The organism is Enterobacter sp. 940_PEND (assembly GCF_001059415.1).
Taxonomy (GTDB): domain Bacteria; phylum Pseudomonadota; class Gammaproteobacteria; order Enterobacterales; family Enterobacteriaceae; genus Enterobacter; species Enterobacter cloacae_M.
In genome coordinates, this window is the sequence record NZ_JUMS01000023.1 from 47,143 (window position 1) to 63,663 (window position 16,521).

Consider the following 16,521-nt stretch of genomic DNA (forward strand, 5'->3'; position numbering starts at 1 on the left):
GATGAAAGTTTGGCCTGTCAAACATAGCCCGTTACTGCGTCAGCCAGAGCGCTTTATCGCCCGGGACGAGCTGAAATCGCTGATTCAAAAGGTGACGCATAGCCTGGTCAATATCCACGACAAAACGGGTAAATTTTTGCTGCGGCTGGACGACGGGCGCGTGATCGACACCAAAGGCTGGGCCGGATGGGAGTGGACGCACGGCGTTGGCCTGTACGGTATCTGGCAGTATTACTGCCAGACCGGCGATGAAGGTATGCGAGACATTATCGACAGCTGGTTTGCCGACCGCTTTGCGGAAGGCGCGACCACCAAAAACGTGAATACCATGTCGCCGTTTCTGACGCTGGCTTATCGCTACGAAGAGACCCAAAATCAGGCCTGGCGGCCGTGGCTGGAAAGCTGGGCGGAATGGGCGATGGCAGAGATGCCGCGCACGGAACACGGCGGGATGCAGCACATCACCCTGGCGGAAGAAAACCATCAACAGATGTGGGATGACACGCTGATGATGACGGTGCTGCCGCTGGCGAAAATCGGCAAGCTGCTCAATAAGCCGGAGTACGTTGAAGAGGCGGTCTATCAGTTCCTGCTGCACGTGCAGAACCTGATGGACCGGGAGACCGGGCTGTGGTTCCACGGCTGGAGCTATGACGGTAATCATAACTTTGCCCGTGCCCGCTGGGCGCGCGGCAACAGCTGGCTCACCATCGTCATCCCGGACTTCCTTGAGCTGGTGGATCTGCCGGAAAGCAACGCGGTGCGCCGCTACCTGGCGCAGGTATTGAATGCGCAGATTGCCGCGCTGGCGAAATATCAGGACGACAGCGGGCTATGGCATACGCTGCTCGACGATCCACATTCTTATCTTGAGGCGTCCGCCACGGCAGGGTTTGCCTACGGCATTCTGAAAGCCGTGCGCAAGCGCTACGTTGGCGCGGAGTATGCCGAAGTGGCAGAAAAAGCGATTCGCGGTATCGTCAAACATATTTCGCCGGAAGGCGAGCTGTTGCAAACGTCGTTCGGCACGGGCATGGGCAGCGATCTTGAGTTTTATCGCCAGATCCCGCTGACGTCGATGCCGTACGGACAGGCGATGGCGATTCTCTGTTTGACGGAATATTTACGGAAGTATTTCTGATAAGAAAAAACCCGGCGCTTGCCGGGTTTTTTGTCTTACATGCGTTCTACGGTTTCGATACCCAGGGTATCCAGACCCAGCTTCAGGGTCTTCGCCGTGAGCTGCGCCAGCTTCAGGCGGCTGTTGCGGACCGATTCGTTTTCCGCAGACAGAATAGGGCAGTGTTCGTAGAAGCCGGAGAACAGACCCGCCAGATCGTACAGGTAAGCACACATCACGTGCGGCGTACCGTCACGCGCGACAACCGTCAGCGTCTCTTCAAACTGCAGCAGGCGCGCCGCCAGCTGTGCTTCACGATCTTCCGTGATGGTCACTGCCGCATTCGCCAGTACGCTTTCATCAATGTTCGCCTTACGGAACACCGAGAGCACGCGGGTGTAGGCGTACTGCATGTAAGGCGCCGTGTTGCCTTCAAACGCCAGCATGTTATCCCAGTCGAAAATATAGTCGGTGGTACGGTTCTTGGAGAGATCCGCGTATTTCACCGCACCGATACCCACGGCGTTGGCCAGTTTTTCCAGCTCGTCGGCAGGCATGTCCGGGTTCTTCTCGGCCACCAGACGGCGGGCGCGTTCCAGCGCTTCGTCCAGCAGGTCGGACAGCTTCACGGTTCCGCCCGCACGGGTTTTGAACGGCTTGCCGTCTTTACCCAGCATCATGCCGAACATGTGGTGTTCAAGCGGCACGCAATCCGGCACGTAACCGGCTTTACGCACGATGGTCCACGCCTGCATCAGGTGCTGGTGCTGACGGGAGTCGATGTAGTACAGCACGCGATCGGCATGCAGCGTTTCGTAACGGTATTTCGCGCAGGCGATGTCTGTCGTGGTGTAGAGGTAGCCGCCATCCTTTTTCTGGATGATCACGCCCATCGGTTCGCCTTCCTTGTTTTTGTACTCATCAAGGAACACCACCGTTGCGCCTTCGCTCTCTACCGCCAGGTTTTTCGCTTTCAGGTCAGCCACAATGCCGGGCAGCATTGGGTTATAGAGGCTTTCACCCATCACGTCGTCACGGGTCAGGGTAACGTTCAGACGGTTATAGGTCAGCTGGTTCTGAGACATGGTGATATCAACCAGCTTGCGCCACATCTCGAGGAAGTATTGGTCGCCGCCCTGCAGTTTTACCACATAGCTGCGCGCGCGCTCGGCAAAGGCTTCATCTTCGTCGTAGTGCTTTTTGGCTTCGCGGTAGAACCCTTCCAGATCCGCCAGCGCCATTTCACCTGCGTTTTCCTGCTGCTGTTTTTCCAGGTAAGCAATCAGCATGCCGAACTGGGTACCCCAGTCGCCCACGTGGTTCGCGCGGATCACCTTGTGACCGAGGAATTCTAGCGTGCGCACCGCGGCATCACCGATGATGGTGGAGCGCAGGTGGCCAACGTGCATCTCTTTCGCCACGTTCGGGGCAGAGTAGTCGATCACGACGGTCTGCGCCTCCGGCTGGGAAACGCCCAGACGGTCAGATTTCAGCGCCGCATCAACGTGGGTTGCCAGGAATGCAGGCTCAAGGAAGATGTTGATAAAGCCCGGACCGGCGATTTCGGTTTTGCTGGCAATGCCGGAAAGATCCAGATGCGTCAGTACCTGCTCAGCGAGCTGTCGCGGCGGCATGCCCAGTTTTTTAGCCACTGCCATCACGCCATTAGCCTGATAGTCGCCAAACTGTACTTTTGCTGACTGACGAACCTGCGGTTCGCAATCCGCAGGCGCGCCTGCGGCAATCAGTGCCTGACTGACTTTTTCGGAGAGAAGAGCCTGAATATTCACCTGGATACCTTACGTTTTTGATGCGGGCTTACAACCGCCCGCGCCAGTTAAAGAATTTAGGGCGGGAGTATACTGCAAATGCCCTCTGGCGTCAGCATTGCGGGGACTGAAGATTGCTCAGAATCCAGGCGGTGAAGGTGTGCATAATCATGCAGTCATAAAAAGCTGGATTCTGCGGTTGGTCAAAACAGGGCAACAGAGTAAATTAGCGGCTTTGCGACATGAAAAGAGAGTGACTTATGGCGAACTGGCAATCCATTGACGAACTGCATGATATTTCCGCAGATTTACCGCGCTTCACCCAGGCGTTCACAGATCTTGCCACCCGTCTTGGTCTGGATATCGCGCCGCTTGAGGCCGATCACATCTCTTTGCGCTGTCATCAGAATGCCACGGCCGAGCGCTGGCGTCGCGGGTTCGAACGGTGCGGCGAGTTGCTCTCCGAGAACATCATCAATGGTCGCCCCATTTGCCTGTTCAAACTGCATGAACCGGTGAACGTGGCGCACTGGCAATTCACCGTGGTTGAACTGCCGTGGCCGGGCGAGAAACGCTATCCGCAGGAAGGCTGGGAGCATATCGAAATTGTCCTGCCGGGTGAGCCGGAAACGTTGAACGCGCGCGCGCTGGCCCTCCTTTCCGACGAAGGCTTAAGCAAGCCGGGAATTTTTGTGAAGACGAGTTCACCCAAAGGCGAGCGCGAGCGGTTACCTAACCCGACGCTGGCCGTCACTGACGGACAGGTCACGGTGAAGTTTCATCCGTGGACCATTGAGCAGATTGTTGCCAGCGAAGCGTAAGAGATGTGAGTTCACGCCGGGACTGAAAACGGACGGCGTGTCATGATATTTCGTTTAGTGGAATTTCAGGAGGATTAAATGGCGCTGCTGGAGATTTGTTGTTACAGCGTGGAGTGTGCCGTGACCGCGCAAAAGCACGGGGCTGACCGCATTGAACTGTGCGCGGCACCCAAAGAGGGCGGGCTGACGCCGTCTTACGGCGTGTTGAAGTCTGCTCGTCAGGCCGTCACCATTCCCGTTCACCCGATTATTCGTCCGCGCGGCGGTGATTTTTGTTACACGGCGGGCGAGTTCAGTGCCATGCTTGATGATATCGCGCTCGTTCGGGACCTCGGGTTTCCAGGGCTGGTGACCGGCCTGCTGGATGAAGACGGCAATATCGATATACCGCGCATGCGTCAGATTATGAGCGCCGCGCAGGGGCTGGCCGTCACTTTTCATCGCGCATTTGATATGTGTAATGATCCGCTTCAGGCCTTTGAAACGCTTGGAGAACTTGGCGTGGCGCGCATCCTGACATCGGGTCAGCAGGCGTCAGCTGAAAAAGGACTGCAATTAATTACGGAACTAAAAGCACATTCTGGTGTTCCAATAATAATGGCGGGTGCGGGAGTCCGCGCCAGCAATCTGGAACGGTTTTTAAACGCAGGGGTAGAAGAGCTGCACAGCTCCGCGGGTAAATGGATACCTTCGCCCATGCGTTATCGCAATACAGGATTGTCAATGTCGACGGATGCTGAAGCGGATGAGTATTCACGCTATGGCGTAGAGGGAGAGTCGGTTGCGGAAATGAAGTCGCTGATTGAGCGCCATCACGTGTAGCAACGTACCGATTTTTACCGCGCATCATGTCGCCCAATATGATGCTTGCTTGTACCAGGCCCCTGCAATTTCAACAGGGGCCTTTTTTTGTCTTTCATGCTTCAAGCCGCAGCTGCGTTGGCCGCCTCGCTCACCCCGGTCACTTACTGATGTAAGCTCCCGGGGATTCGCTGCGTAGCCGCCTTGCTGCAACCTGAACTATTTCGGAGAAAACGTGCTACGAGTAGGCCGGGTAAGGCGTAGCCGCCACCCGGCTAAAAGGCTACGGCTTGGTCGCAATCAACACCGCACGCATCGGAGCCGGATAGCCTTCGATGGTTTTGCTGTGGTCGGCCGGGTCGAGGAACTGCTCCAGCGATTCGGTGATCATCCAGTCGGTGCGGCGCTGTTCCTCGAGCGAAGTCACGCTGACGTCGGCAATCCGCACATCCACAAACCCGCACTTCTCCAGCCAGTTCTTCAGCGCCAGCGCGGAAGGGATGAAGTAAACGTTGCGCATCTGCGCGTAGCGATCGCCCGGCACAAGAACGGCATGTTCATCGCCTTCAATTACCAGCGTTTCCAGCACCAGCTCGCCGCCGCTGACCAGCTGATCCTTCAATTGCCACAGGTGTTCAAGCGGGGAACGACGGTGGTACAGCACGCCCATGGAGAAGACGGTATCAAAGGATTTCAGGGCAGGGAGTTGTTCAATGCCCAGCGGCAGCAGGTGCGCGCGCTGGTCGTTACCCAGCAGCTTGCGCACCGCTTCAAACTGGCACAGGAACAGCTGCATCGGGTCAATACCGACCGCCAGATGCGCGCCCGCGCCAATCATGCGCCACATGTGGTAACCGCTGCCGCAGCCCACGTCCAGTATGGTACGTCCGGTCAGGTCGGAAAGGTGAGGCAGAACGCGATCCCATTTCCAGTCCGAGCGCCATTCGGTATTGATGTTCACGCCGTAAAGTGAAAACGGCCCTTTGCGCCACGGCATCAGGTTACGCATCAGCGTTTCGATGCGGTTGATCTGTCCGGCCGGAAGCGGCTCTTCGCTCTCGGCGGTTACGCTGTGCAGAAGATCCAGACGATGCGGGGTCAGTTCGGGCAGAAACTCCACCGCATTTGACCACTGCTTTAACAGGCCGTGCTGCTGATCGCGCTGCCAGGCGGCAATCTGCGCGGGCAAGGTTTCCAGCCAGTGGGAGAGCTGGTTTTTGGCAATCAGCTGATAGAAGTTACTGAATTCGATCATGCGGATTCTCCCGCTTTCAACGCCACCAGAGAGCCGAAGTTAAAGCACTGGAACCACAGTTCGCTGTGCTCAAATCCGGCTTTGCGCAGGCGCGCTTTGTGGGTTTCTACGGAATCCGTCAGCATCACGTTTTCGAGCATGCTGCGCTTCTGGCTGATCTCCAGCTCGCTGTAGCCGTTCGCCCGTTTGAAATCGTGGTGCATATTGAACAGCAGTTCGCCAACCTCGGCATCTTCGAAGCTGAATTTCTCCGAGAGCACCAGCGCGCCGCCGGGATTCAGCCCCTGATAAATTTTGTCCAGCAGCAGCTGACGGTCTTCAGGCACCAGGAACTGCAGGGTGAAATTCAGCACCACCATCGAGGCGTTATTGATCTCAATATCGCGGATATCGCCTTCCACCACGTCTACCGGAACAGGGGCTTTATACGCGTCAATGTGGCGACGGCAGCGCTCAACCATCGCCGGGGAGTTATCGACGGCAATGATTCGGCAGCCTTCGTGGTGAACGTTACGACGGACCGACAGCGTTGCCGCGCCGAGCGAGCAGCCCAGGTCATAGACCTGCGTGCCGGGTTGAACGAAGCGCTCAGCCAGCATGCCGATCATAGAGATAATATTGGAATAACCGGGAACAGAGCGCTGGATCATATCCGGGAAGACTTCGGCTACCCGTTCATCGAAGGTCCAGTCGCCCAGGCTGGCGATAGGCGCGGAAAAAAGCGTGTCGCGATCTGACATAACGTAAAAATCCGGGAAAAATAAAGTGGCGTATTGTGCGCTAATGGAGGGAGAAAACCAACTCCCACGGCATATACCACAGGTTAGCCAGCACCATCAGCAAAAGCGAACACCAGGTCGCACTCATGCCGGAACGACGCCAGCGGATTAAGCGGTGGTGAAAACCGTAATAGTGCATCAGGCGGCCAGCAATAAGAAGCAGGCCACAGATGTGCACCATCCAGGTTTCTGCGCCATTCATCTCCATAAACAGCAGCAGGATTAAGGCTGCGGGGATGTATTCGACCGCGTTGCCATGAATGCGGATAGCGCTTTGTAGCTCGGAAAATCCGCCGTCACCGTAAGAGACGCGGTACAGCGTTCTGAGGCGCACAACATCAAATGAAAACTTAATCAGCAGTAATGCACCTAACACCGCATACAGCGCGCTGACCATACAAACTCCCTGTTTTTGGCAGATGGCACTTCACTATGATAGGGGGTGATATCAGAAAAGAGAAGATTGTTGTGGGATGGAAGGGGCGCTGCCCACGGACGGCACCGCAGCCTGCAAGGTCTGCCAAAGAGCATCGACCAGTTCGGGGGCCTGGGCAATATCTGGCGTGTGCAAAAAGAGATACGGCGTGGTGGTGTGTTCCCATTTCGCTAACGTTTGCAGCCAGACGGCGAACATCACCTGATTTTGCTGCATGTTATCGCTGCCGATAAACCTGACCATTGGGTTATGTGCGGTCACGATGGCGTGGACCGGCACTTTCGGTTTTTTACGCTGAGCTTCAACGATGGCTTCGCTATGGGGGACAGCGCTGTGCACCGGTCGGCTATCGAGGATCACCCGGTTAACGGAACGCTCAAGCAGGCCGCGATTGAGCGCTTTTTCTGCTTCGCCCTTCGCAAAAAATTCAGGATGCCTGACTTCGACGCCGTAGGTGAATTCGCAGGGCAGGGCATCCAGGAACTGCCAGAGCGCAGGCAAATCGCGCGGGCCAAACGTGGCGGGTAGCTGGATCCAGTACTGACCGATGCGGTTCGCCAGCGGCGACATGCGCGTAAAAAACTCTTCGGTCAAATCACCGCAGTTGCGCAGCGCGGCCTGGTGGGAAATGGTGGCCGGAAACTTAAAGCAGAAGCGGAAGTCGTCGGTCGTTTGTTCCCGCCAGCGCGTAACAATCTCGGCTTTGGGGAGCGCATACAGGGTGGTGTTACCCTCGACACAGTTGAAGTGCCGGGCATACTCCTCAAGGCTGGTGATGCCAAGGCGCACCCATTTCGGGTGCGACCACTGGGGCAGGCCCACGAACATCATAGCGCGCTGACAATCTCATCCGTGCTGCGCACGCGGCCGATGCGCGGGAAGATATGGGTCATGCTGCCCTGGTGCTGTTCCGCGGAGGCTGCGCTGCAGGCATCTTCGGCGATCAGCAGATTAAAGCCCAGCTCCCAAGCGTTGCGGGCGGTAGACTCCACGCCGATGTTGGTGGAAATGCCGCACAGGATGATGGTGTCGATGCCGCGACGGCGGAGTTGCAGTTCGAGATCGGTACCGTAAAATGCGCCCCACTGGCGTTTGGTCACTTCGATGTCGCTGTCGCGTTTGCCGAGTGCGGCCGGGTACGTCCACCAGTTTTCAGGCAGGGCGCGTGCAGGAGCCTGGGCATCAACGGGCTGTTTTAACGCTTCAGCGTAATCAGCGGACCAGCCGACGCGCACCATGACAACAGGCGCACCGCTGGCACGACATGTTTCCGCCAGGCGAGCAGCGCGGTTGACCACGTCATCCGCGGTATGCGGGCCACCGGCGAAGGGCAGAATGCCTTCCTGTAAATCAATCACAACAAGTGCGGTTTTACTGGCATCAAGTGTTAACATCGTTACTCCCGTTAAATGAATCACTTCCAGACACCATACGACGTCATGGCCTGTTCCTGGTCGGATAATTTTGTTAATTTTTGTGAGAATGCGCAATAAGAGTGCAGCAAACGACCGCCTGGCCGTGGTTCGCTCTTATCGTCCGGCGGAATTTCCAGTATAATAGCCGCCTTTTTTCATCCAGTAGTGACATACAGAAAGCTGCGACATAGTAGCCTGCATACCAGGCGACATTTAGCCTGCGGCTAATTAAGGGATATCTCATGCGTACAGAATATTGCGGGCAGCTGCGTCAGTCCCACGTTGGACAGCAGGTAACCCTGTGTGGTTGGGTCAATCGTCGTCGTGATCTTGGTAGCCTTATCTTCATCGATATGCGCGACCGCGAAGGTATCGTTCAGGTGTTCTTCGATCCGGATCGCGCAGATGCGTTGAAGCTGGCCTCTGAGCTGCGTAATGAGTTCTGCATTCAGGTTACCGGCACAGTGCGCGCGCGTGACGAGAAAAACGTCAACGCCGACATGGCGACGGGTGCCATCGAAGTGCTGGCGTCCGATCTGGTGATCATCAACCGTGCAGAAGCGCTGCCGCTGGACTCCAACCACGTCAACACTGAAGAAGCGCGTCTGAAATACCGCTACCTGGACCTGCGTCGTCCGGAAATGGCTCAGCGCCTGAAAACCCGTGCGAAAATCACCAGCCTGGTGCGCCGCTTTATGGATGACCACGGTTTCCTCGACATCGAAACCCCGATGCTGACCAAAGCCACGCCGGAAGGCGCACGCGATTACCTGGTTCCATCCCGCGTTCATAAAGGCAAATTCTACGCGCTGCCGCAGTCTCCACAGCTGTTCAAACAGCTGCTGATGATGTCCGGCTTCGATCGCTACTATCAGATTGTTAAATGCTTCCGCGACGAAGACCTGCGCGCTGACCGCCAGCCAGAATTTACCCAGATCGATGTGGAAACCTCCTTCATGACCGCCGAGCAGGTGCGTGAAGTGATGGAAGCTCTGGTGCGTAGCCTGTGGAACGACGTGAAAGGCGTTGAGCTGGGCGATTTCCCTATCATGACCTTCGCTGAAGCCGAGCGTCGTTACGGCTCTGACAAACCAGACCTGCGTAACCCGATGGAGCTGGTGGACGTAGCAGACCTGGTGAAAGGCGTTGAGTTTGCCGTATTCGCTGGCCCGGCTAACGATCCTAAAGGCCGCGTAGCAGCGCTGCGTGTACCGGGTGGTGCTGCCCTGAGCCGCAAGCAGATCGACGACTACGGCAACTTCATCAAGATCTACGGCGCGAAAGGTCTGGCCTATATTAAAGTTACCGAGCGTGCGAAAGGTCTGGAAGGCATCACCAGCCCGGTAGCGAAATTCCTGAACGCGGACATCGTGGAAGCGATCCTTGAGCGCACCGGCGCGCAGGACGGCGACATGATCTTCTTCGGCGCAGACAACAAGAAAGTCGTGGCGGATGCGATGGGCGCGCTGCGTCTGAAGCTCGGCAAAGACCTGAGCCTGACCGATGAAAACAAATGGGCGCCGCTGTGGGTTATCGACTTCCCAATGTTTGAAGACGACGGTGAAGGCGGCCTGACCGCAATGCACCACCCGTTCACCTCGCCAAAAGACATGACGGCAGCAGAGCTGAAAGCGGCACCGGAAGATGCGGTCGCGAACGCTTATGACATGGTTATCAACGGCTACGAAGTGGGCGGTGGTTCCGTACGTATTCACAGCGGCGAAATGCAGCAGACCGTGTTCGGCATTCTCGGCATCAACGAGCAGGAGCAGCGCGAGAAGTTTGGCTTCCTGCTGGACGCCCTGAAATACGGTACGCCGCCGCACGCGGGTCTGGCCTTCGGTCTTGACCGACTGACCATGCTGCTGACCGGCACCGATAACATTCGTGATGTTATTGCCTTCCCGAAAACCACTGCCGCAGCGTGTCTGATGACCGAAGCGCCAAGCTTTGCCAACCCGGCCTCTCTGGCCGAGCTGGGCATTGAAGTGGTGAAGAAGGAAGAGAAAAACTGATATGGCATATAAGCTTCCCGTTTCGGTCCTGGTGGTCATTTATGCAGAAGACACGAAGCGGGTGCTGATGTTGCAGCGGCGCGATGACCCTGATTTCTGGCAGTCGGTAACCGGCAGTCTGGAAGAGGGGGAAACCGCGTTGCAGGCCGCCGCGCGCGAAGTAAAGGAAGAGGTCACCATTGACGTTGCCCGCGAGCAACTGACCCTGAAGGACTGCCAGCGCACGGTGGAGTTTGAAATTTTTAGCCATTTACGTCATCGCTACGCGCCGGGTACCGAGCGCAATACGGAGTCGTGGTTCTGTCTCGCGCTCCCCCATGAACGGGAGATCGTGTTTACCGAACACCTGACCTACCGCTGGGTGAGTGCGGCGGATGCCGCCGCACTCACCAAGTCGTGGAGCAACCGGCAGGCGATTGAAGAATTTGTAATTAACGCAGCCTGAGAAGGCGCGATTTTTGGAGAACTTTTTATGGCAGGTCATAGTAAGTGGGCCAACACCAAACACCGCAAAGCGGCACAGGATGCCAAGCGCGGTAAGATCTTTACCAAAATCATTCGCGAGCTGGTGACAGCAGCGCGTCTGGGCGGCGGCGACCCGGCTTCTAACCCGCGTCTGCGCGCGGCGGTAGATAAAGCGCTGTCTAACAACATGACGCGTGACACCCTGAACCGTGCTATCGCACGTGGCGTGGGCGGTGATGAAGACGCGAACATGGAAACCATCATTTATGAAGGTTACGGCCCTGGCGGTACTGCGGTGATGGTCGAGTGTCTGTCCGACAACCGTAACCGTACCGTTGCGGAAGTGCGCCACGCGTTCACCAAAACCGGTGGCAACCTGGGCACCGACGGTTCCGTGGCTTACCTGTTCAGCAAAAAAGGCGTCATCTCCTTCGAGAAAGGCGACGAAGATGCGATCATGGAAGCGGCGCTGGAAGCCGGTGCGGAAGACGTAGTGACCTTCGATGACGGTGCTATCGACGTTTATACCGCGTGGGAAGAGATGGGTGCCGTGCGCGACGCGCTGGAAGCGGCTGGCCTGAAAGCGGACAACGCTGAAGTGTCCATGATCCCGTCCACCAAAGCGGACATGGATGCGGAAACGGCACCAAAACTGCTGCGTCTGATCGACATGCTCGAAGACTGCGACGACGTTCAGGAAGTGTACCACAACGGTGAAATCTCTGATGAGGTTGCAGCGACTCTCTGATGAGAGCCTGTAAACCGTTTACGGGAGACGCGTGATGTCGATTATTCTCGGGATTGACCCAGGCTCACGCGTCACCGGTTATGGCGTTATCCGTCAGGTGGGACGCCAGTTAACCTACCTGGGCAGCGGCTGTATTCGCACCAAAGTGGACGATCTTCCTTCGCGCCTGAAGCTCATTTATGCGGGCGTGTCGGAGATCATCACCCAGTTTCAGCCGGACTATTTCGCCATCGAGCAGGTCTTTATGGCGAAAAACGCCGATTCGGCGCTAAAGCTCGGTCAGGCGCGCGGGGTCGCCATCGTCGCTGCCGTGAACCAGGATTTGCCGGTATTCGAATACGCGGCACGTCAGGTTAAGCAGACGGTGGTGGGCATTGGGAGCGCGGAAAAAAGCCAGGTGCAGCATATGGTGCGAACCCTGCTGAAGCTTCCCGCGAACCCGCAGGCCGACGCCGCCGATGCGCTGGCGATTGCGATTACCCACTGTCACGTCAGCCAGAATGCGATGCAAATGAGCGAGTCGCGGCTCAATCTGGCGCGAGGCAGATTACGATAATCAGAAATCAGGCTGGATAAACATCCAGCCTTTTTTTATTATGTCGGCAGTTAATTTCTCCCAGAACGCAGGAGCGTCACGTGATAGGCAGACTCAGAGGCATCATCATTGAAAAACAACCCCCGTTAGTGCTGCTGGAAGTGGGTGGCGTGGGCTATGAAGTCCATATGCCGATGACCTGCTTCTACGAGCTGCCGGACGCGGGCAAAGAGGCGATTGTCTTTACCCAGTTTGTGGTGCGTGAAGATGCCCAGCTGCTGTACGGCTTCAATAACAAGCAGGAACGCACCCTGTTCCGCGAGCTGATTAAAACCAACGGCGTTGGGCCGAAGCTGGCGCTGGCGATTTTGTCCGGCATGTCGGCACCACAGTTTGTGAATGCCGTTGAGCGCGAAGATCCTGCGGCGCTGATTAAGCTCCCGGGCATTGGTAAGAAAACCGCCGAGCGCCTGATTGTCGAAATGAAAGACCGCTTTAAAGGTCTGCATGGCGATCTATTCACTCCGGCTGCCGATTTGGTACTGACCTCTCCTGGCGGCCCTGCGACGGATGATGACGCCGAGCAGGAAGCGGTTGCCGCGCTGGTGGCGCTGGGCTATAAACCTCAGGAGGCCAGCCGTATGGTGAGCAAAATTGCCAAACCGGACGCCAGCAGTGAAACCCTGATTCGTGAAGCGCTGCGCGCTGCATTGTGAGGTAAAGGATGATTGAAGCAGACCGCCTGGTGTCGGCAGGCACAATTCAGGCAGATGACGTGGTGGACCGCGCGATCCGCCCAAAACTGCTTGATGAGTATATCGGCCAGCCGCAGGTTCGTTCCCAGATGGAGATTTTCATCCAGGCGGCAAAGCTGCGCGGCGATGCGCTCGATCACCTGCTGATTTTTGGCCCTCCCGGTTTAGGCAAAACCACGCTGGCGAATATCGTCGCCAATGAGATGGGCGTCAACCTGCGCACCACCTCTGGCCCCGTGCTAGAAAAGGCTGGCGATCTCGCGGCGATGCTGACCAACCTCGAACCGCATGACGTGCTGTTTATCGATGAGATCCACCGCCTGTCGCCGGTGGTGGAGGAAGTGCTCTATCCGGCGATGGAAGATTACCAACTGGATATCATGATCGGTGAAGGCCCGGCCGCGCGCTCCATCAAAATCGATCTGCCGCCGTTTACCCTGATTGGCGCCACCACCCGCGCCGGGTCGTTGACCTCTCCGCTGCGCGACCGTTTCGGCATCGTGCAGCGTCTTGAGTTTTACCAGGTGGCGGATCTCCAGCACATCGTTGGCCGTAGCGCCCGCTATATGGGGCTCGAAATGAGCGAAGAGGGCGCGTTTGAAGTGGCGAAGCGTTCCCGCGGTACGCCGCGTATCGCCAACCGTCTGCTGCGCCGCGTGCGTGACTTTGCCGAGGTGAAGCACGATGGCTCGATTTCCGCTGAGATCGCCGCTCAGGCGCTGGATATGCTGAACGTTGATGCCGAAGGCTTTGACTATATGGACCGTAAACTGCTGCTGGCGGTGCTGGATAAGTTCTTTGGCGGCCCGGTCGGGCTGGATAACCTGGCTGCGGCTATTGGGGAAGAGCGTGAGACGATTGAAGATGTGCTGGAGCCGTATCTGATTCAGCAGGGCTTTCTGCAACGCACCCCGCGTGGACGTATGGCAACGGTGCGGGCGTGGAATCATTTCGGCATTACGCCACCGGCAATGCCGTAATGTTGTGTTCCCTCTCCCCGAGGGAGAGGGCCGGTGAGGGCTTCTGCGCCCTCCATGTTAATTCGCGGTCTTTTTCATCATACTGAAGATAAACAGCACCGCCGCACTCAGCACCACTGACGGCCCCGCAGGCGTGTCATAGAACGCCGAGAAGGTTAACCCACCCGTTACCGCAATCATTCCGATAATCACGGCTACGCCGGCCATCTGCTCCGGCGTACGGGCAAAGCGACGCGCCGTGGCGGCAGGGATGATCAGCAGCGACGTAATAATCAGCGCGCCGACAAACTTCATTGCGACACCAATCGTTAACGCCGTCACCAGCATCAGCAGCAGTTTTACGCGCTGCAGCTTCACGCCGTCGACAAATGCCAGATCAGGACTGACGGTCATGGCCAGTAAATTCCGCCACTGCCAGAGCAGAATCGCGAGCACTACCACGACGCCAGTGGCGATAGCGATGAGATCTTCCGGCGTCACGGCCAGCAGGTCGCCGAAGAGGTAGGCCATCAGATCCACGCGGATGTTCGACATCAGGCTGACCACCACAAGGCCCAGAGACAGGGCACTGTGCGCCATAATGCCAAGCAGCGTATCAATGGCGAGGTGAGGGCGCTTTTCCAGCCAGACCAGACCGGCCGCCAGCAGCAGTGTGACCACAATCACCGCGTAGAAGGGGTTTACATCCAGCAGCAGACCAAAGGCAACGCCCAGCAGAGACGCGTGCGCCAGGGTATCGCCAAAATAGGACATTCTGCGCCAGACAACAAACGAGCCGAGTGGACCCGCGGCGCAGGCAAGCATAATCCCGGCCAGCCAGCCGGGCAGTAACAGTTCAATCATGAGTGTCCATTTCCCCGACGCAGTACGATTCGTCCCTGTAAATCATGGCGATGATTATGATGATGACGGTAAATACCCAGCTGTTCAGCGCCGCGTGGGCCGAACATGGAGATAAACTCCGGGTGCATTGACACCACTTCAGGCGTACCGGAGCAGCAGATATGGTGGTTGAGGCACAGCACTTCGTCGGTTTTTGCCATCACGAGATGGAGATCGTGAGACACCATCAGCACGGCGCAATCAAGCTCCCGACGGAGCTGGTCGATCAAATCATAAAGCGCAACCTGCCCATTCACATCTACACCCTGAGTTGGCTCATCCAGCACCAGCAGCTGCGGGCTGCTCAGCAGCGCGCGGGCAAGTAAAACACGCTGAGTTTCACCGCCGGACAGTTTTTGCAGCGGCGCATCGACAAGATGGCCCGCCTGCACGCGTTTCAGCGCCGGGAGAATATCGGCTTTACGGGTGCCGGGGCGCAGACGCAGGAAACGGCTGACCGTCAGCGGCAGCGTGGCGTCGAGGTGAAGTTTTTGCGGCACATAGCCAATACGCAATTTTTCCTCGCGCTTAATCACGCCTTCATCGGGTGCGACCAGACCCAGCACCACGCGCACCAGGGTGGATTTGCCTGCGCCATTGGGACCGAGCAGCGTCAGAATTTTGCCGGGCTTCAGATCGAGCGACACGTCAGAGAGGACGCGGCGCTGGCCGAATGAGACCGAGATATTTTCAAGAGAAACCAATGTCGTCATGTCATTTTAAGCTTGAAGAAGTCAACGAATGTTATAATATCACATTCCACGCATTCACTACGATGATTAGTCGCATTATGTTACATAAAAATACGCTTCTTTTCGCAGCATTATCCGCTGCCCTTTGGGGTACAACCGCACAAGATGTTAACGCTGCGGTTGTCGCTTCGCTTAAACCACTCGGTTTCATCGCATCCGCCATTGCAGACGGGGTAACGGAAACCCAGGTTCTGCTCCCTGATGGTGCATCCGAGCATGACTATTCCCTGCGCCCGTCGGATGTAAAACGCTTACAAAACGCGGACTTAGTCGTCTGGATTGGTCCTGAAATGGAAGCGTTTATGCAAAAGTCAGCAAAACAGGTTGCTGGCGAAAAACAGGTCGCGATTGCCGAACTCTCCGGCGTGAAACCGTTGCTCATGAAAGGGGCGGATGACGACGGCGACGAACATGACCATCATGACGCAGACGGCGAAAAAGGTGATGGAGATCACCATCACGGCGAGTACAACATGCATCTTTGGTTATCCCCAGAGATAGCGCGGCTTTCAGCGGTTGCAATCCATGACAAATTAGTGGAACTTATGCCGCAAAGTCGAGCCAAACTAGACGCCAACCTGAAGGATTTTGAGGCACAATTAGCCGCAACCGATAAGCAGGTTGGTAATGAGCTCGCACCGTTGAAAGGTAAAGGGTATTTCGTTTTTCATGACGCCTACGGCTATTACGAAAAACACTACGGTTTGACCCCACTGGGCCACTTCACCGTCAACCCTGAAATTCAGCCTGGTGCGCAGCGTTTACATGAAATCAGAACACAGTTGGTTGAGCAAAAAGCGACATGCGTTTTTGCTGAGCCACAGTTCAGGCCAGCGGTCGTAGAAGCCGTGGCCAGGGGAACATCCGTGCGCATGGGAACCCTTGACCCGCTAGGTACGAATATCCAGTTGAGCAAAGCGAGCTATTCGCAGTTCCTCAGCCAACTGGCGAACCAGTATGCGAGCTGCCTGAAAGGAGATTAACGAGGAAGTG

At 56.7% G+C, this 16,521-nt stretch carries 18 protein-coding genes; 10 read left to right on the forward strand and 8 right to left on the reverse strand.

The window, feature by feature from the left end; all coding sequences use genetic code 11:
• Nucleotide 1: 1 nt before the first annotated feature.
• Entirely contained in the window at nt 2-1,141 is a 1,140-nt protein-coding gene (locus tag ADJ24_RS04490) for a glycoside hydrolase family 88/105 protein (RefSeq protein WP_032668507.1), read from the forward strand.
• Between the two features lie 35 nt (nt 1,142-1,176).
• Here the strand turns inward: ADJ24_RS04490 and argS are convergent, their stop codons facing one another.
• Nucleotides 1,177-2,910: an arginine--tRNA ligase gene (gene argS, locus ADJ24_RS04495; RefSeq protein ID WP_023312245.1), complete on the reverse strand. Its 1,734-nt coding sequence runs from the start codon at nt 2,908-2,910 to the stop codon at nt 1,177-1,179.
• Between the two features lie 239 nt (nt 2,911-3,149).
• Between argS and ADJ24_RS04500 the strand changes: the two genes are divergently transcribed.
• A complete protein-coding gene (locus tag ADJ24_RS04500) occupies nt 3,150-3,710 on the forward strand; it encodes a VOC family protein (protein ID WP_023312244.1) in 561 nt (186 codons plus the stop codon).
• Between the two features lie 78 nt (nt 3,711-3,788).
• Nucleotides 3,789-4,532, forward strand: a complete 744-nt coding sequence (gene cutC, locus ADJ24_RS04505) for a copper homeostasis protein CutC (protein ID WP_023312243.1) — start codon at nt 3,789-3,791, stop codon at nt 4,530-4,532.
• Between the two features lie 262 nt (nt 4,533-4,794).
• Here the strand turns inward: cutC and cmoB are convergent, their stop codons facing one another.
• From cmoB to ADJ24_RS04530, 5 genes are read right to left on the reverse strand one after another with little or no spacing between them, the layout of a single operon-like run.
• On the reverse strand, nt 4,795-5,766 hold the full coding sequence (gene cmoB, locus ADJ24_RS04510; protein WP_023312242.1) for a tRNA 5-methoxyuridine(34)/uridine 5-oxyacetic acid(34) synthase CmoB: 972 nt from the start codon (nt 5,764-5,766) through the stop codon (nt 4,795-4,797).
• A complete protein-coding gene (cmoA, locus tag ADJ24_RS04515) occupies nt 5,763-6,506 on the reverse strand; it encodes a carboxy-S-adenosyl-L-methionine synthase CmoA (protein WP_023312241.1) in 744 nt (247 codons plus the stop codon). Before cmoA ends, cmoB begins: the two co-directional genes overlap by 4 nt.
• 40 nt (nt 6,507-6,546) lie before the next feature.
• Entirely contained in the window at nt 6,547-6,942 is a 396-nt protein-coding gene (locus ADJ24_RS04520; RefSeq protein WP_021240443.1) for an MAPEG family protein, read from the reverse strand.
• Between the two features lie 51 nt (nt 6,943-6,993).
• The gene (locus ADJ24_RS04525; protein ID WP_023312240.1) at nt 6,994-7,812 is read right to left on the reverse strand and encodes a DUF72 domain-containing protein; all 819 of its coding nucleotides are present in this window, start codon (nt 7,810-7,812) and stop codon (nt 6,994-6,996) included.
• Nucleotides 7,809-8,375, reverse strand: a complete 567-nt coding sequence (locus ADJ24_RS04530; RefSeq protein ID WP_023312239.1) for a hydrolase — start codon at nt 8,373-8,375, stop codon at nt 7,809-7,811. The genes ADJ24_RS04525 and ADJ24_RS04530 overlap by 4 nt, the downstream gene beginning before the upstream one ends.
• A 263-nt stretch (nt 8,376-8,638) precedes the next feature.
• On the opposite strand from ADJ24_RS04530, the gene aspS reads away from it, so the two are divergent.
• The 6 genes from aspS to ruvB all read left to right on the forward strand — a co-directional run bounded on the left by aspS (nt 8,639) and on the right by ruvB (nt 13,894).
• A complete protein-coding gene (aspS, locus tag ADJ24_RS04535; RefSeq protein ID WP_023312238.1) occupies nt 8,639-10,411 on the forward strand; it encodes an aspartate--tRNA ligase in 1,773 nt (590 codons plus the stop codon).
• Nucleotide 10,412: 1 nt separating this feature from the next.
• Nucleotides 10,413-10,856 carry a dihydroneopterin triphosphate diphosphatase gene (gene nudB, locus ADJ24_RS04540; RefSeq protein ID WP_023312237.1) on the forward strand — a complete coding sequence of 148 codons (444 nt, stop codon included), beginning with the start codon at nt 10,413-10,415 and terminating at the stop codon, nt 10,854-10,856.
• 27 nt (nt 10,857-10,883) lie between these two features.
• The gene (locus tag ADJ24_RS04545) at nt 10,884-11,624 is read left to right on the forward strand and encodes a YebC/PmpR family DNA-binding transcriptional regulator (RefSeq protein ID WP_008500447.1); all 741 of its coding nucleotides are present in this window, start codon (nt 10,884-10,886) and stop codon (nt 11,622-11,624) included.
• A 34-nt stretch (nt 11,625-11,658) separates the two neighbouring features.
• Nucleotides 11,659-12,180, forward strand: a complete 522-nt coding sequence (gene ruvC, locus ADJ24_RS04550) for a crossover junction endodeoxyribonuclease RuvC (protein ID WP_003859749.1) — start codon at nt 11,659-11,661, stop codon at nt 12,178-12,180.
• A gap of 80 nt (nt 12,181-12,260) precedes the next feature.
• Nucleotides 12,261-12,875 carry a Holliday junction branch migration protein RuvA gene (gene ruvA / locus ADJ24_RS04555; protein ID WP_023312236.1) on the forward strand — a complete coding sequence of 205 codons (615 nt, stop codon included), beginning with the start codon at nt 12,261-12,263 and terminating at the stop codon, nt 12,873-12,875.
• 8 nt (nt 12,876-12,883) lie between these two features.
• Nucleotides 12,884-13,894 carry a Holliday junction branch migration DNA helicase RuvB gene (ruvB, locus tag ADJ24_RS04560; RefSeq protein ID WP_023312235.1) on the forward strand — a complete coding sequence of 337 codons (1,011 nt, stop codon included), beginning with the start codon at nt 12,884-12,886 and terminating at the stop codon, nt 13,892-13,894.
• A 57-nt stretch (nt 13,895-13,951) separates the two neighbouring features.
• On the opposite strand, the gene znuB is transcribed toward ruvB, so the two are convergent.
• Both znuB and znuC read right to left on the reverse strand, forming a co-directional pair.
• A complete protein-coding gene (znuB, locus tag ADJ24_RS04565) occupies nt 13,952-14,737 on the reverse strand; it encodes a zinc ABC transporter permease subunit ZnuB (RefSeq protein WP_023312234.1) in 786 nt (261 codons plus the stop codon).
• Nucleotides 14,734-15,489: a zinc ABC transporter ATP-binding protein ZnuC gene (gene znuC, locus ADJ24_RS04570; RefSeq protein WP_023312233.1), complete on the reverse strand. Its 756-nt coding sequence runs from the start codon at nt 15,487-15,489 to the stop codon at nt 14,734-14,736. Before znuC ends, znuB begins: the two co-directional genes overlap by 4 nt.
• Nucleotides 15,490-15,566: 77 nt before the next feature.
• Between znuC and znuA the strand changes: the two genes are divergently transcribed.
• A complete protein-coding gene (znuA, locus tag ADJ24_RS04575) occupies nt 15,567-16,511 on the forward strand; it encodes a zinc ABC transporter substrate-binding protein ZnuA (protein WP_032668506.1) in 945 nt (314 codons plus the stop codon).
• Nucleotides 16,512-16,521: the final 10 nt, after the last annotated feature.

Bases quoted from the DNA above. Each gene is read 5' to 3' on its own strand.
- ADJ24_RS04490 (WP_032668507.1), top strand. From the start codon at position 2: ATGAAAGTTTGGCCTGTCAAACATAGCCCGTTACTGCGTCAGCCAGAG.
- ADJ24_RS04500 (WP_023312244.1), top strand. From the start codon at position 3,150: ATGGCGAACTGGCAATCCATTGACGAACTGCATGATATTTCCGCAGAT.
- cutC (WP_023312243.1), top strand. From the start codon at position 3,789: ATGGCGCTGCTGGAGATTTGTTGTTACAGCGTGGAGTGTGCCGTGACC.
- cmoB (WP_023312242.1), bottom strand. From the start codon at position 5,766: ATGATCGAATTCAGTAACTTCTATCAGCTGATTGCCAAAAACCAGCTC.
- cmoA (WP_023312241.1), bottom strand. From the start codon at position 6,506: ATGTCAGATCGCGACACGCTTTTTTCCGCGCCTATCGCCAGCCTGGGC.
- ADJ24_RS04520 (WP_021240443.1), bottom strand. From the start codon at position 6,942: ATGGTCAGCGCGCTGTATGCGGTGTTAGGTGCATTACTGCTGATTAAG.
- ADJ24_RS04525 (WP_023312240.1), bottom strand. From the start codon at position 7,812: ATGATGTTCGTGGGCCTGCCCCAGTGGTCGCACCCGAAATGGGTGCGC.
- ADJ24_RS04530 (WP_023312239.1), bottom strand. From the start codon at position 8,375: ATGTTAACACTTGATGCCAGTAAAACCGCACTTGTTGTGATTGATTTA.
- aspS (WP_023312238.1), top strand. From the start codon at position 8,639: ATGCGTACAGAATATTGCGGGCAGCTGCGTCAGTCCCACGTTGGACAG.
- nudB (WP_023312237.1), top strand. From the start codon at position 10,413: ATGGCATATAAGCTTCCCGTTTCGGTCCTGGTGGTCATTTATGCAGAA.
- ADJ24_RS04545 (WP_008500447.1), top strand. From the start codon at position 10,884: ATGGCAGGTCATAGTAAGTGGGCCAACACCAAACACCGCAAAGCGGCA.
- ruvC (WP_003859749.1), top strand. From the start codon at position 11,659: ATGTCGATTATTCTCGGGATTGACCCAGGCTCACGCGTCACCGGTTAT.
- ruvB (WP_023312235.1), top strand. From the start codon at position 12,884: ATGATTGAAGCAGACCGCCTGGTGTCGGCAGGCACAATTCAGGCAGAT.
- znuB (WP_023312234.1), bottom strand. From the start codon at position 14,737: ATGATTGAACTGTTACTGCCCGGCTGGCTGGCCGGGATTATGCTTGCC.
- znuC (WP_023312233.1), bottom strand. From the start codon at position 15,489: ATGACGACATTGGTTTCTCTTGAAAATATCTCGGTCTCATTCGGCCAG.
- znuA (WP_032668506.1), top strand. From the start codon at position 15,567: ATGTTACATAAAAATACGCTTCTTTTCGCAGCATTATCCGCTGCCCTT.